A 13,512-nucleotide genomic window follows, 5' to 3' on the forward strand; every position below is an offset into this window, starting at 1 on the left:
CGAGCGCGTTGGCGGGGGCTTTGCCCACGTCAGGGCAATGGTCAAGAAGTGGCAACGAGATGCTCTGGGGAGCCCAGAAGAACCCGTTGACGACTACTCGGCGTAGTCATTCTTACGTTCATGGGGGGCTTCACGCTCGACGACATACTGGCGGCGCGCAAGCCACGGGACTCCTGGTGGACCGTCTTCGCGGTCGACCCGGTCGCGTGCAGGCTCGCGCTCCTGACCGCTAACCACACCTCGATCACGCCCAACGGGCTGACCGCCGTGTCGATGCTGCTCGGTCTGGCGTCGGCCGCCTGCTTCGCGGCCGGTGCCCTGCTTCCGGGCGCGGTGCTGTTCTACCTGAGCTTCACCGTCGACTGCATGGACGGCAAGATCGCCCGGCTGAAGGGCAACGGGACCCCGTTCGGCCTGTGGCTCGACTACGTCGGCGACCGGCTGCGCGTGGGGGCGTGCGCCTTCGGCTTCGCCCTCGGTCACGACCACGTGTGGCTGGCGGCCGGAATCGTCGTCCTGGACCTGTTCCGGTACGTCAACGGCCCCCAGCTCCTCAACGTCAGGGAGGCCGCCCGCAACCGGGTGCGGGCCTCGACGGGCGGCGACCCCGTGTTCGTCGAGGACGTCCTGCTGGCCAATCCGCTGGCCGACCCTCGGGACGACCACGTCGTCGATCTCCAGTCGGCCTTCCGCCGCAGATTCCCCTGGTTCGACCGGTTCCGCCTGTTCCTCGGGCGGCGCCGCGTCCGGACCCATCTCATGAGCGGCATCGAGTTCCACGCGGCGATCTTCGTCGTCGCGCCCCTGTTCGGGGCGACCGCGATGTTCTGGACCGCGCTCGCCACGGGCGCGCTGCTGGCCGCGTTCGAGGCCGCTCTCGTCTACCGCACCTGGCTGGCGGCCCGTGAGGCCGACCGGGTCGTACCGGAAAGGGTGAAAGTGCTTGTCTGATCGGCCGATCTTCATCGTCGCGTGCCCCCGCTCGGGGACCACGCTCCTCCAGCTCATGCTGCACGCCCACCCACGGATCGCGATCCCGCCGGAGACGCGCATCCTCGTGCAGGCCTACCTCAAGCGCCGCCGCTTCGGCGACCTGCGCAACCCCGACCGCCGCCGCGAGATGGCGCAGTGGGTCACCGGCGGCTCCCGCACCCAGTTCGGCGACCTCGGCATCGACAAGAACGAGTTCATCGAGCGCGCCGTGGCCGGCCCCGGCTCGCTCGGCTCGGTCGTCGGGCTGGTCTACAAGATGTTCGGCGAGCAGCACGACAAGCCGCGCTGGGGCGACAAGCGCCCGCCGTACATCAAGCACATGGACGCGCTCATCGCGATGTTCCCCGACTGCCAGATCATCCACATCATCCGCGACGGCCGCGACTGCGTGTCGTCGCTGAAGGAGATGCCCTGGTTCAAGGAGGACATCTACCAGGCGGTCAACCGCTGGTGCGAGGCCATCGACTTCGGCCGCAAGTGCGGCCTCGGCCCCGACAGCTACTACGAGCTCCGGTACGAGGACCTGACGGCCGACCCCGAGCTCGAACTCAAGAAGCTGTGCTCCTTCCTGGGTGAGGACTACCACCCGGCGATGCGCGAGCCCAGCAAGGTCGCCGACACGATCCCGTCGCACAAGTCGTGGCACGCCAACACCCACGGCGAGGTCACCACCGCCCGCGCCGGCACCTGGTCGGAACGCCTGGAGCCCTGGGAGATCTCGCTGTGCGAGACCGTCATGGGCGAGCGCCTGACGTCGTACGGCTACGAGCTGTCGGGCGCCCCGAAGGCCGAGCGTAAGCACGTCGCGGCGTACGAGAAGACCGCCGCGCACTGGAAGCGCCGCTACCGCAAGCGCGCCGTCACGGAATGGTTCAACCGCTTCCGCGAGGCGGGCCCGGTCGCCGCCCAGCTCACCGACGGCCAGCGAGAGCTGGCCGGGCTGGGCTCCTGACCCTATGGCCACACTGGACAGGCCGGTCTTCGTCATCGGCTGCCCCCGCTCGGGCACCACGATGCTGCAGCTCATGCTGCACAGCCACCCACGGATCGCGGTCCCGCCGGAGACCCGTTTCATGATCCAGGCCTACGCCGCCCGGCGGTCGCACGGAGACATGCGACGGCCGGAGAACCGGCGGCGGCTGGCCGAGTGGGTGGCCGGCGACAGGGACACCAAGTTCCGCGAACTCGGCCTGGACCGTGGCGACTACGTCCGGCACGCGGTGTCGGCCCCCGGGACCCTCGGTTCGGTCCTGGGGACGGTCTTCCGCGACTACGCGGCCCGCTTCGGCAAGCCGCGCTGGGGCGACAAGAGGCCGAGCTACTTCAAGAACGTGGACATGCTCCTGCGCCTGTTCCCGGACGCCCAGTTCATCCACCTGGTCCGCGACGGCCGCGACTGCGTGGCCTCGCTGATGGAGATGCCCTGGTACAAACTGGACGTCTACCACGCGATGGCCAACTGGGCCGAGGCCATCGACTTCGGCAGACACCACGCGGCGACATTGCCGGGCGGCTCGTACTACGAACTGCGCTACGAGGACCTGACGGCCGACCCCGAACTGTCCCTGAAGCGGCTGTGCGGCTTCATCGGCGAGGAGTTCGACCCCGCCATGTGCGAACCCCACCACCTCGCCGACGTGGCGGTCCCATCCCACAAGGTCTGGCACGCCAACACCCACTCCGCCGTGACGACCTCACGCAGCGGCAGCTGGTCCAACCGCCTGGAACCCTGGCAAATAGCTTTGTGCGAGACCATGCTCGGCTCCAGGCTGGCCCGCCACGGCTACGAACTGACCGACACGGCCCCCGCGGCGAGAGAACACCGCCTCGCCTACCGGACGACCGCGGCCAAGCGCCGGGGCGCCAGGCTGAAACGGGTGAGCCGCGAACACCTGAGCCGCTTGTGGGAACCAGGCCCGATCCCGGCCCTGCTCACCACGGGCCAACGAGCCCTGGCGGGCCTCCCGCCTCTGCCGCAACACCAACTGGTCGAATCGTCGTAGGCGGGCGATTTCCTGGGACACCAGCCCTGGGAAATCGCCCGTCAGGGTATTAGTCTGAGGTTATGTTCCTCGCATGACCTGGGATATCGTCCTTCTGGAACCGGTGGAGTCGTGGTTTCTGAAGCTCAACGTGTCCGATCCCGAGACGGCGGATGCGATTGAAGCCGCGATCGACCGTCTCGCCGAATGCGGACCTGTGCTGGGGCGGCCAATGGTCGACACCCTTGAGCACAGCAACCTCCGGAACCTGAAAGAGCTGCGGCCCGGCTCTCGTGGGCGATCGAAGATCCGACTGCTCTTCGTCTTCGACCCGGACCGTTCTGCGATCTTCTTAGTTGCCGGAGACAAAGCGGGAGAATGGTCCCGCTGGTACGAGAAGGCCATACCGCTCGCTGAGGCACGTTACGCCGAATACCGGGCGAAACTGGAGAAGGAGGCCGGTCGATGAGAGCTCGTCGCTGGGAAGACGTCAAAGCCGAGGCGCACCGCCTCAATCCCGAAAGGGCCACCCCAGAACGCAGGGCGAAGGCCCGTGCCGATCAAGACGCCTACATCGCTGGCTACCAGCTCGGAGAACTGCGCAAAGCCATCGGCAAGACGCAGGCCGAGGTCGCCGAGATCCTCGGGGTGACCCAGTCGCGGATCTCCCAGATCGAGAACGGCAACATCGAGGTCATGGAGCTGGAGACGCTCCGCGCCTATGCCGCCGCGCTCGGCGGGCACCTCGACATCACCATCAGCGTGGGCTCTCACTCGGTGAAAGTGGCCTGACCTCACCGGCTGAGGTGGGTGAAGAGGAGTTCCCACTGGTCCAGGACCGGTTCTAGGCGGAAGGTCGCTGCATGCTCTCGGGCCGCCGCGCCCATCTCCGCGCGGCGCTGCCCGTCGGCCATCAGGGTCGTCAACGCCGCAGCCAGGGCGGGGACGTCGCCCGGAGGGACCAGCAGGCCCGTTCGGTCATGGTCGATCAGCGAGCGGACGCCGCCCGACACGTCGAAGGCGACCGTCGGGAGGCCGAAGGCCGCGGCCTCGCCCAGGACCAGCGGGAGGCCCTCGTGTTCGCTCGACAGGGCCACCAGTGACGCCGCGCGGTATTCGGCCGGCATCTCGCCGGCAGGGATGCGGCCCCGGAATCTGACCTGGGCCGATACGCCCTCGGTCACGGCGTGGAGCATCAGGCGGTCGGTGTCGTCGCCGTCGCCGATGAGGTGGAGTTCCCAGTCGGGGTGGCCCGCGCGGGCGAAGGCCGTGATCAGGCGGTCGAAGCGTTTGACGCCGGTCAGGCGGCCGATGCCCAAGACGCGTTTCTCCGACAGCGGCGACACCCGGTGGGGCCAGCCGGGGAGCGGGTTCGGGATGTACCAGGTGTTGGGGAGCAGGGCCTCCTCGGCGAAGCGCCAGGCGTCGTCCTCGCTGAGGAAGACGGACTGGTCGAGGTTGCCGTACAGGGCTCTGACCGAGCCGAAGTGCCAGGTGCCGCGGGCGTGGGCGAAGGAGCCGTGGTACTGGCCGATGCCCCGGTGGCCGCCGAGCAGGCCGCCCAGGCGGGTGACGACTCCCGGTGAGGTCATGACCAGGAGGCCTGGGGAGATGCCGTCGAGCAGGGCGCGGGCGCGTTTGGTGGCGCCGAAGCGCCAGCGGGGGCCCGGGTTGATCTCGTGCTGGCCGTAGGCCGGGTCGTCGATGTAGGTCACCGGGTCGGCCGAGCGGTGCAGGCCGATCACGTGGACGTCGTATCCCCGCCGGGCCAGGCCCTGGGCCAGGGTGTGGGAGACGCGCTGGATGCCGCCGAGCGTGTCGGCGTCCATGCAGGCGAAGGCGACGGTGTTCACAGGGTGGCCTCCGTCGGAAGATGGATTTCGGGTACCGGCAGGTCGGAGGCGCGGCCTTCGAAGAAGGCGTCCACGACGCGGGCCGACGCGTGGCCCCGTTCGTCGGCGCACCAGGTGCGGCGGAAGGCGGCGTACCGCTCCGGGCTCCACGGGGCGCGGATCGCCTCGGCCAGGTCCTTCGTCGTGGTGACGCAGGGGCCGGGGGCGATGGCGGGCAGGTCGTAGGCGCTGCCGCGTTCGGTGGTGCGGTAGGTGTCCCAGTCGTCGATGAGGAAGACCATGGGCTTGCCGGTGACGGCGAAGTCGCACATCAGCGACGAATAGTCGGTCACCAGCACGTCGGCGGCCAGCATCAGGTCGTTGACCTCCGGGTAGGCGCCCGCCTCGCGGACGAACCAGCGCAGGTTCTCCGGGACGGCGTACGTCTCGATCGGATGGGTGCGCAGGACCACGACCCACTCGTCGCCCAGGTCCTCGGCCAGGGCGCGCAGGTCGGCCCGGACGGAGGCGCCCCTCGTGAGGTCCCGGTAGGTGGGTGCGTACAGGATGATCTTCTTGTCCGAAGGGATCTCCAGTTTTCTACGCACCCGCCGGGCGGCCTCGGGGTCGCCGTGGAAGAGCACGTCGCAGCGCGGGGAGCCGAAGCGGAGCACCGGGCCGGCGTATTCGTTCGACGGGACGAAGGTGCGCTCGAACTCGGCGCCGGGGGAGATCAGCACGTCCCAGCGGGCCACGTTGGCGCGCCACTCCTCGCGCGGGCCGAGGAAGTCGCCGCGCAGGTCGGGAGCGTCCAGGCCGACCGACTTGATGCCCTGGCCGTGCCAGGTCTGGAGATAGCGGGTCTTGCGCGGTTTCGGGAAGCCCAGCGGCATGCCGTGGCTGTCGACCCACCAGCCCGCGCGGGCCATGGTCCAGATGTGCCGCCAGCTCATCCGGCGGACCGTCGTCAGGTGCCCGGGGAACACACCCGACGCGCGCGACCAGACGGCTTTCAGGTCCAGGCCCCTTCGGGTCACCTCTTCGTGGAGGTAGCGCGGGTGGCCGGTGTAGCCGCGGCCGCAGTCGGCCTCGTACAGGACAAGATCGTTTTTTCTCGGTACGAAACGGACCAGCACCTTGTAGACCGCGAGTTTCACGTGGCGGAGCGCGAGGCGCCTGCGCACGAGCATCGGCAGCCCGGCCATCCGTTCGGCGTGCGGGCGGATCCGGGGACGCCGGGCGATCGTCCGCAGCAGCCCGGTTCTGCGCCAGTGGAGCCGCAGGGTCGCGGTGTCGCCGCACGGGCGGGCGGTGATCTCGTAGCCCTTCGTCGTCAGGGTCAGCGGTTCGAGACCGGCGCTGACCAGCAGTTTGTCGCCGGCCGTGTGGCCGTCGAGCGGCCGGGTGAAGCCGAGGCGGAGCTCGTAGGCGCCGCTGTGGCCCAGCGGGATCGTGGCCAGGTCGAGGTCGACCTCGGTCAGGATCGTCCCGTCGGGCTGGCGGCGCGGCATCAGGCGGACGCGCCGGCCCTTGGCGATCAGGTCGGCCACGGCGTCCAGGCAGACGATGCCGAAGGGGTCGTAGGTGGTGATCGACAGCGACAGGATCGAACCGGCGGCGGAGATCTCGGTCACCTCGTGGCGCAGCCGCGCCTGCGAATAGGGCAGCTCGGCCAGCCGCATCGAGGTGATCTCGAACGCCGGGTCGGGCTCGGTGCCCCAGTAGGTCAGCCCGTCGACCCTGACCGCGTGGCGCGGCGGCGCCTTCGGGCCGGTCAGGCTGCGGGCGGCCACGCACAGGTCCTCGACCCGGTCGCGCAGCAGCAGTTCGCCGCAGACCCGCGTCATCGGGTCGGCCCGCTCCAGCACCCCGTGGTCGAGCCGCTCCAGGTAGGGCCGCACGACCGCGGCCATCTCCTTGGCCCACACCGCGTCGAACTTCGGCAGCGCGTTGAGGTAGACCCGCAGGTCCTGCTGGACGAACCGGAACTGGCGATGGGCCACGAGGTCGCCCATCAGGGCGTCGCGCAGCACCTGGTCGGCGCTCTCGGCGGCGGCGATCCTGGCCCGTACGTTCGCCACGTCCCGCAGATTCAGGGAGATCGACCGGCCTTCGCCCGACGCCCGGTGCCACAGGTAGACGTGCCACGGCACGATCGCGAACCGCTCGGAGCGGGCGTAGAGCTCGGCGGTGAAGACATGGTCCTCGTAGTGCAGGTTCTCCCGGAATCGCAGCTCGTGGCGGCGCAGGAAGCCGACGTCGTAGATCTTGTTGGTGGAGAAGCCGTCGAGGAACAGGCCGGGCTCGGCCCGGATGCCCTCGACCACGCGCCGGGGCGTGAACAGCTCGGGGTAGTAGGGCGCGGTCGTGCCGCTGGGCTCGTAGACGCGCATGATCTGGCCCGACACGAAGTCGGCGCCGGTCCGCTCGATCTCCGTCAGCAGCGCCTTGCACGCGTGGCGCGGCAGCTCGTCGTCGCTGTCCAGGAACATCACGTACGGCGCCCGCGCCGCGTCCAATCCCATGTTCCTGGGGGCGCCGCAGCCGCCCGAGTTCTCCTCGCGCCGGATGTAGCGCACCCCCGGGAAGCGGGAGCAGACGTCGGGCGTGTCGTCGGTGCTGGCGTCGTCGACCACGATGATCTCGAGGTCGCAGAGGGTCTGGGCGTACAGGGACCGCACGGCCCTCGGGAGGCGGGCCGCGTCGTTGTAGGTGATCACGACCACGCTTACTGCCGGTCGGGCCGCCATGGGCCACCTCCCGATATCAGACGAAAATCGCTGATATGGGATGTTCCCCTATGAAATCGGACGATTGCCCTCTGTGGTCAACCTTTGCCGACGGCTTACCGGCGACCCCAGCGCCGCACCGCGTAAACGATCAGCCCGATCGCCCCGAGCCCGCCCACCACCGGGGCCAGCCGCTTGAGCAGCGACGCGCCCGCGGCCTCCCGCAGGTCGAACGCCTCCTCCTCGGCGGTCCGGGAGGTGCGCAGCGTGCCCGAAGGGTGGGATTCGTGCAGGGGATCGGGGACGACCGTCAGATGCCGCCGCCCCTCGATCGCGGCGGCCAGATTGGCGGCGAACCGGGCACCGACGTCTTCGGGGCCCGCGTAGGTCAGCTCCAGGACCACCCGGGCGCCTTCGGCCTCCTCAGCCAGCCGGGCGACCATGGTCGCCTCGCCGGTCTCGGCGCCGGTCGTCCCGCGCGCGGTGATCTGGACGGTCCGGGCGTCTTTGTCGACGTTGGCGATCTCGACGCTGCCCCGGTAGACGGCCATGATCGGCCCGACCCTGACCCTCATCCAGCCGACGGCGGTGTCACCCTCGACGGAGTCGAGCGTGGCGCCCGGCAGGCAGGGGGCCAGCCGTTCCACGTCGAGAAGCACCGACCACGCCTGGTCGACCGGGACCGGCACGGTGAACTCGTGCTCGAATCGCATGGCTCGACTCCGTTCTCTCAAAGCCGCTCCGGAGACAACTACCGCCAAACTCCGAACGTACGCCTGCGAAGTCGCAGATCAACCCTCGGGTCACCGCTTCCGGATCACCTTGGCCAGGATGCCCGCGATACCGGCCATCCCCAGACCCCCGATGAGGATAGGCCCGATGATCGCCGGATCGGGAGTCGGGTCGGTCAGATAGCGCACCCCGACCCCCACGAACAACAGGCCGCACAGCAGTGCCATCCAGTCGGTGCGGTGGCCCCTCTTGCGGTCGGACCTGTCGGGAACGTCAGGCGCCACGGCGCACCTCCACATCGCCGACGCCCGCGGAGACGTGCAGCTCGATCGTGGCCGCCTGGCCTTCGGGAGTGGTCACGGGGCTGAGCGTCCGGCTGATCCGGACGTCGGTGCCGTCGCTGACCTGATGGTCGATCTTGATGTCGCCCAGCCGGGTCTCGCCGTGTACCACGATGATCGCGTCGGGCGGGACGACCACGGTGAGCTGCCCCAGCGACACCGACGCGTCGAAGCGCACGCGGGTTCCGGGAGGTATCTCCAGGTCGGTGAGGTCGAGCTCGCCCGCGCCGACGCCCACGGCGTAGGTGCGCTCGGCCATGGCGACCGTGGTCGGATGCCAGGTATAGCTGCCGACCCGCTTCGGTATGCCGGTGACCGAGGTGCCCACGACGAGCGCCACCGCGACGATCACGCCCAGCGCGATCAGCCCGGCCCCCCGGCCGAACCAGGTGGCGACGAGCAGACCGCCGCCGATGACGGCGAGCATCGCCCCGCCGACCATCGGCAGGCTCACCGATTCGGTGCCGGGCTGCTGCACGGCGACCATGACCCCTCCAACGAGCATTGCCAGCACGAATGTCAGGCGGCCGATATAGGACCTGCGCTTCTTGACCTTGGGCGCCTTCGGCACCTTGAAAGACGGGGGCGGCGGCGGTGGGGCCGGCGCCCGCTTGGCGAACGGCCCGTGGGGCGCGAACGCCTCACCCGTCGCGTAGGCCGCCTGCCTGGCCTCATAGGCCAGATCGGACAACCGCCGGTAACCATCGGGCGACCTGGACTCCCTGGTGGGTGCTTCCTGAGGCGGCGTCTCGGGTTCGGGCGTCTTCACGCCCCCGGGCTCCCGGCCGAAGGACATCCGGTAGGACTCCCGGAACGACTCCTTGACCGTCTCGCGGAAGTTGCCCCCCGTCGCCCCGGTCGTGAAGGCCCCCACCGTGTAGGAGGAGGTGGACGCGACGGACACGGGCTCCATGCGGGTCACGCCCCGGCGGCCCGCCAGCCGCTCGGGGATCGACGTGATCAACCCGACCACGTCGACGCCGCGTGAGTGGGCCGCCAGCAGGGCGATCGCCAGCAGCACGCCCACCACGATCGTGCCCCGGTCGATGCCCCCCGAGGCCAGGTTCACGATCAGCCCGAGCAGGAAGACCGACACCAGGGCGGCCATCACGGTCTCGGCGTCGAATATCCTGCGCGTCCACTGCTCGACGTAGCCGGGCCCCCCGCCCGGCTCGCGCATCAGGAGGAAAGCGGCGATGTAGAGGATGATGCCGATGCCGGACCCCAGCAGCAGTACCGCGAAACCGACGCGGAACAGCACCGGGTCCATGCCCGTGAAGCGGCCCAGCCCGGCGCACACGCCCATGAGCATGCGCCCCTCCGACGCACGGGCCAGCGGCTCGTGGGCCGGCGGGTTCTCCTCGGGTGGTACCACGGTCATGGTCCCCATCCTGTCCGTTTTCCTGGGATGACCGCCATCGGGGACGTCCCTGAGACCCCTCTCAGGGGCTCGCCCTGATGCCCGCGCGCGACGCGACATGTGACGATGCAGGAGCAATGTCGGATAACCCTGGCGCCGCCGAGGCGTCCCCCAGAATGCTGAGGCCCCGGGCCGGGCGCGTGGTCGCCGGTGTCGCCCAGGGGGCCGCCGCTCAGCTGCGCCTCGACCCTGTCGTGCTGCGGCTGGCGTTCGTGCTGCTCACGATCCTCGACGGCGTCGGCGTGGTGGCCTACGCCGCCCTGTGGATGTTCACCGCGACCGAGCACCCCGAGCACCACGACCGTGCGGGCAGCCGCGACTGGGGCCAGGTGGCCGCCTACAGCCTGCTCGGCTTCGCGTTCGGCGCGCTCGCCCTGGTCAGCGGGGCGGCGGCCGGTGGCCTGGCCATGTGGCCGATCGCGGTCGGCGGCATCGGCTCGCTCATCCTGTGGCAGCAGGCCGAGCCGGGCCGCCGGCAGAAGTGGATGAACTCGACCGTCGGCCGGGTGCGCGCCACGTGGGTGCGCTCGGGCATCGGGCTGCTGCTCGTCGGCGTCGGCGTGGTCGGCTTCCTTGCCGCGCAAGACCAGCTCGCCCAGGCCAGCACCGGTCTCGTCTTCACCGGGGTCGTGCTCGGTGGCGTCGCGCTGATCGCCGCCCCGTGGCTGGCGGGTCTGTGGCGGGAGCTGCAGAAGGAACGTACGGAAAGGATCAGGCAGGAGGAGCGCGCCGAGGTCGCCGCGCACGTCCACGACTCGGTGCTGCACACCCTGACCCTGATCCAGCGCGCCGCCCACGACCCGCGCGAGGTCACCCGCCTGGCCCGCAGCCAGGAGCGCGACCTGCGCAACTGGCTCTACATGCCGAAACAGGACGCCGACGCCACCCTCGCCGCCGCCGTGCGCCGGGCCGCGGCCGAGGAGGAGGACGCCCACGGTGTCCCCATCGAGATCGTCTGCGTCGGCGACTGCGACCTCGACGACGGGCTGCGCGCCATGGTCCACGCGAGCCGTCAGGCGATGGTCAACGCGGCGAAGTATTCCGAATCGCCCGTGGTATCGGTTTACCTTGAGGTCGAGCCCGGCGAGGCGACCGTTTTCGTCCGGGATCGCGGCAAGGGGTTCGTCATGGACGACGTACCGGACGACCGCATGGGCATCCGCCAGTCGATCATCGGCCGGATGGAGCGCTTCGGCGGCACGGCGCGCGTCAAGACGGCCCAGGGCGAGGGCACCGAGATCATGCTGACGATGAAGAGGACCACAGGATGAAGACGGTAAGAGTGCTGATCGTGGACGACCACCGGTTGTTCCGTTCGGGTGTACGAGCCGAGCTCGGCCCCTCCATCCAGGTGGTCGGCGAGGCCGAAGACGTCGAGACCGCCGTGGCCACGATCGCCGAGCTCGAACCCGACGTGGTGCTGCTCGACGTCCACATGCCCGGGGGCGGCGGGGTCGAGGTGCTGCGCCGGGTGCTCGGTTCGGGGGCGCAGGTGCGGTTCCTGGCGCTGTCGGTCTCCGACGCCGCCGAAGACGTGATCGGCGTGATCCGGGGCGGCGCCCGCGGCTACGTCACCAAGACGATCAGCGGCGCCGAGCTGACCGACGCCATCTCCCGGGTGGCCGACGGCGACGCCGTCTTCTCTCCTCGCCTGGCCGGGTTCGTGCTCGACGCCTTCGCCTCCACCGAGGCCCCGCCGATCGACCCCGAGCTCGACTCCCTGACCCAGCGTGAGCGTGAGGTGCTGCGGCTGATCGCGCGCGGGTACGCGTACAAGGAGATCGCGAAAGAGCTCTTCATCAGCGTGAAGACCGTCGAGACCCACGTCTCGTCGGTGCTGCGGAAGCTCCAGCTCTCCAACCGCCACGAGTTGTCGAGATGGGCCACCGCACGCCGTCTGGTTTGAAAGCCCCTGTCGTGGCAGTCTGACCGAATGGGGCGAGACGTACCCGCGACGCAGTTCTCCCGCGACGACCGGCGGCGCTACCGCGACAAGCTGAAGCGCTCGCTCGACGTGCTCGCCCGCATGCTGGGCGAGGCCCGCTTCGACTCCGAGCGCCCGCTGGCCGGGCTGGAGATCGAGCTCAACCTGGTCGACGACCAGGGCGAGCCCGCGATGAAGAACGCCGAGGTGCTCGACGCCATCGCGGCGCCCGACTGGGCCACCGAGCTGGGCCAGTTCAACGTCGAGATCAACGTCGAGCCGCGCGAGCTGGGCGGCAACGGCATGGTCGAGCTGGAACAGACCATCCGCAACTCGCTCAACCACGCCGAACAGCAGGCCCGCACGGTCGGCGGCCACATGGTGCTCGTGGGCATCCTGCCGACCCTGCGCGAGAGCGACCTCCACGAGGGCACCCTCTCGGCCAACCCCCGCTACAAGCTGCTGAACGAGCAGATCTTCGCCGCCCGGGGCGAAGACCTGCGCATCGCGATCGACGGCGTGGAGCGCCTGCACACCTACGCCGACAGCATCACCCCCGAGGCGGCCTGCACCAGCGTCCAGCTCCACCTCCAGGTCAGCCCCCGCAACTTCGCCGCCCACTGGAACGCCGCCCAGGCCATCGCGGGCCCGCAGGTGGCCGTCGCGGCCAACTCGCCCTACCTGTTCGGCAAGGAACTGTGGCGTGAGACCCGCCTGAGCCTGTTCGAGCAGGCCACCGACACCAGGCCCGACGAGCTCAAAGCCCAGGGTGTACGCCCCCGGGTCTGGTTCGGCGAACGCTGGATCACCTCGGTCTTCGACCTGTTCGAGGAGAACAACCGCTTCTTCCCCGCGCTGCTCCCGCTGTGCGAGGACGAGGATCCGGCCATGGTCCTGGAGGCCGGCGGCATCCCCTCACTGGGCGAGCTGACCCTGCACAACGGCACCGTCTACCGCTGGAACCGCCCGGTCTACGCCGTCTCCGGCGGCCTCCCGCACCTGCGCGTGGAGAACCGGGTGCTGCCCGCCGGCCCGTCGGTGGCCGACATCCTGGCGAACGCGGCCTTCTACTACGGCCTGATGCGGGTGCTCCCGTTCGCCGAACGCCCGGTCTGGACGCAGATGTCGTTCTCCGCCGCCGCCGACAACCTGCGCGCGGCGGCCAGGTACGGCATCGACGCCCACCTCTACTGGCCCGGCCTGGGCGAGGTCACCGCGTCCGAGCTGATCCTGCGCCGCCTGCTGCCGCTGGCCCACGACGGCCTCAACCTGTGGGGCTGCGACCCGAAGTGCCGCGACCGCCTGCTCGGCATCATCGAGCAGCGTTGCCTGACCGGGGTCACCGGCGCCACCTGGCAGGTCCGCAAGGTCGCCGAGCACGGCGGCGGCCACGAGGCCATGCGCCGCATGACGCTCGAGTACATGGCCAACATGCACACCAACGAACCCGTACACCTGTGGGGATGACGCCGGGACCCCTTCGGCGCTAGATGTACTCGGCCATCAGGTTGGTGACTCGCCGTAGCTGATGCTTGATCAAATGGAAGACCTCCGGATGT

At 69.8% G+C, this 13,512-nt stretch carries 13 protein-coding genes; 8 read left to right on the forward strand and 5 right to left on the reverse strand.

The window, feature by feature from the left end; genetic code table 11:
* Window positions 1-120 precede the first annotated feature (120 nt).
* The 5 genes from ACYQ78_RS31365 (at window position 121) to ACYQ78_RS31385 (ending at window position 3,767) form a co-directional block, all read left to right on the forward strand.
* Complete coding sequence (locus ACYQ78_RS31365; RefSeq protein WP_459804552.1) at window positions 121-951, forward strand: CDP-alcohol phosphatidyltransferase family protein; 831 nt, start codon at window positions 121-123, stop codon at window positions 949-951.
* Window positions 944-1,945, forward strand: a complete 1,002-nt coding sequence (locus ACYQ78_RS31370; protein WP_459804553.1) for a sulfotransferase family protein — start codon at window positions 944-946, stop codon at window positions 1,943-1,945. The genes ACYQ78_RS31365 and ACYQ78_RS31370 overlap by 8 nt, the downstream gene beginning before the upstream one ends.
* 4 nt (window positions 1,946-1,949) lie before the next feature.
* Complete coding sequence (locus tag ACYQ78_RS31375) at window positions 1,950-2,996, forward strand: sulfotransferase family protein (protein ID WP_459804554.1); 1,047 nt, start codon at window positions 1,950-1,952, stop codon at window positions 2,994-2,996.
* 73 nt (window positions 2,997-3,069) lie between these two features.
* A complete protein-coding gene (locus tag ACYQ78_RS31380; RefSeq protein ID WP_459804555.1) occupies window positions 3,070-3,444 on the forward strand; it encodes a type II toxin-antitoxin system RelE/ParE family toxin in 375 nt (124 codons plus the stop codon).
* The gene (locus tag ACYQ78_RS31385) at window positions 3,441-3,767 is read left to right on the forward strand and encodes a helix-turn-helix domain-containing protein (RefSeq protein ID WP_459804556.1); all 327 of its coding nucleotides are present in this window, start codon (window positions 3,441-3,443) and stop codon (window positions 3,765-3,767) included. Before ACYQ78_RS31380 ends, ACYQ78_RS31385 begins: the two co-directional genes overlap by 4 nt.
* A 2-nt stretch (window positions 3,768-3,769) precedes the next feature.
* On the opposite strand, the gene ACYQ78_RS31390 is transcribed toward ACYQ78_RS31385, so the two are convergent.
* The 5 genes from ACYQ78_RS31390 to ACYQ78_RS31410 all read right to left on the reverse strand — a co-directional run bounded on the left by ACYQ78_RS31390 (window position 3,770) and on the right by ACYQ78_RS31410 (window position 9,990).
* On the reverse strand, window positions 3,770-4,828 hold the full coding sequence (locus ACYQ78_RS31390; RefSeq protein WP_459804557.1) for a glycosyltransferase: 1,059 nt from the start codon (window positions 4,826-4,828) through the stop codon (window positions 3,770-3,772).
* A complete protein-coding gene (locus ACYQ78_RS31395) occupies window positions 4,825-7,557 on the reverse strand; it encodes a CDP-glycerol glycerophosphotransferase family protein (RefSeq protein ID WP_459804558.1) in 2,733 nt (910 codons plus the stop codon). The genes ACYQ78_RS31390 and ACYQ78_RS31395 overlap by 4 nt, the downstream gene beginning before the upstream one ends.
* Window positions 7,558-7,652: 95 nt before the next feature.
* Window positions 7,653-8,249 (reverse strand): SRPBCC domain-containing protein, encoded by a 597-nt coding sequence (locus ACYQ78_RS31400; RefSeq protein ID WP_459804559.1) that lies wholly within the window; start codon window positions 8,247-8,249, stop codon window positions 7,653-7,655.
* Between the two features lie 90 nt (window positions 8,250-8,339).
* A complete protein-coding gene (locus ACYQ78_RS31405; protein ID WP_459804560.1) occupies window positions 8,340-8,552 on the reverse strand; it encodes a hypothetical protein in 213 nt (70 codons plus the stop codon).
* Complete coding sequence (locus ACYQ78_RS31410) at window positions 8,542-9,990, reverse strand: PspC domain-containing protein (protein ID WP_459804561.1); 1,449 nt, start codon at window positions 9,988-9,990, stop codon at window positions 8,542-8,544. The genes ACYQ78_RS31405 and ACYQ78_RS31410 overlap by 11 nt, the downstream gene beginning before the upstream one ends.
* Window positions 9,991-10,145: 155 nt before the next feature.
* On the opposite strand from ACYQ78_RS31410, the gene ACYQ78_RS31415 reads away from it, so the two are divergent.
* Genes ACYQ78_RS31415 through ACYQ78_RS31425 form a run of 3 tightly spaced genes read left to right on the forward strand, consistent with a single transcriptional unit; the run spans window position 10,146 to window position 13,420 of the window.
* Entirely contained in the window at window positions 10,146-11,300 is a 1,155-nt protein-coding gene (locus tag ACYQ78_RS31415; protein WP_459804562.1) for an ATP-binding protein, read from the forward strand.
* Window positions 11,297-11,935, forward strand: a complete 639-nt coding sequence (locus tag ACYQ78_RS31420; protein WP_459804563.1) for a response regulator — start codon at window positions 11,297-11,299, stop codon at window positions 11,933-11,935. The genes ACYQ78_RS31415 and ACYQ78_RS31420 overlap by 4 nt, the downstream gene beginning before the upstream one ends.
* 27 nt (window positions 11,936-11,962) lie before the next feature.
* Window positions 11,963-13,420: a glutamate--cysteine ligase gene (locus ACYQ78_RS31425; protein ID WP_459804564.1), complete on the forward strand. Its 1,458-nt coding sequence runs from the start codon at window positions 11,963-11,965 to the stop codon at window positions 13,418-13,420.
* Window positions 13,421-13,512 lie beyond the last annotated feature (92 nt).

The sequence above is a fragment of the Herbidospora sp. RD11066 genome, assembly GCF_054661255.1.

What these genes read in the sequence shown, in the direction of transcription:
- ACYQ78_RS31365 (WP_459804552.1), top strand. Translation starts at nt 121, where the DNA reads ATGGGGGGCTTCACGCTCGACGACATACTGGCGGCGCGCAAGCCACGG.
- ACYQ78_RS31375 (WP_459804554.1), top strand. Translation starts at nt 1,950, where the DNA reads ATGGCCACACTGGACAGGCCGGTCTTCGTCATCGGCTGCCCCCGCTCG.
- ACYQ78_RS31380 (WP_459804555.1), top strand. Translation starts at nt 3,070, where the DNA reads ATGACCTGGGATATCGTCCTTCTGGAACCGGTGGAGTCGTGGTTTCTG.
- ACYQ78_RS31385 (WP_459804556.1), top strand. Translation starts at nt 3,441, where the DNA reads ATGAGAGCTCGTCGCTGGGAAGACGTCAAAGCCGAGGCGCACCGCCTC.
- ACYQ78_RS31395 (WP_459804558.1), bottom strand. Translation starts at nt 7,557, where the DNA reads ATGGCGGCCCGACCGGCAGTAAGCGTGGTCGTGATCACCTACAACGAC.
- ACYQ78_RS31400 (WP_459804559.1), bottom strand. Translation starts at nt 8,249, where the DNA reads ATGCGATTCGAGCACGAGTTCACCGTGCCGGTCCCGGTCGACCAGGCG.
- ACYQ78_RS31410 (WP_459804561.1), bottom strand. Translation starts at nt 9,990, where the DNA reads ATGACCGTGGTACCACCCGAGGAGAACCCGCCGGCCCACGAGCCGCTG.
- ACYQ78_RS31415 (WP_459804562.1), top strand. Translation starts at nt 10,146, where the DNA reads ATGCTGAGGCCCCGGGCCGGGCGCGTGGTCGCCGGTGTCGCCCAGGGG.
- ACYQ78_RS31420 (WP_459804563.1), top strand. Translation starts at nt 11,297, where the DNA reads ATGAAGACGGTAAGAGTGCTGATCGTGGACGACCACCGGTTGTTCCGT.
- ACYQ78_RS31425 (WP_459804564.1), top strand. Translation starts at nt 11,963, where the DNA reads ATGGGGCGAGACGTACCCGCGACGCAGTTCTCCCGCGACGACCGGCGG.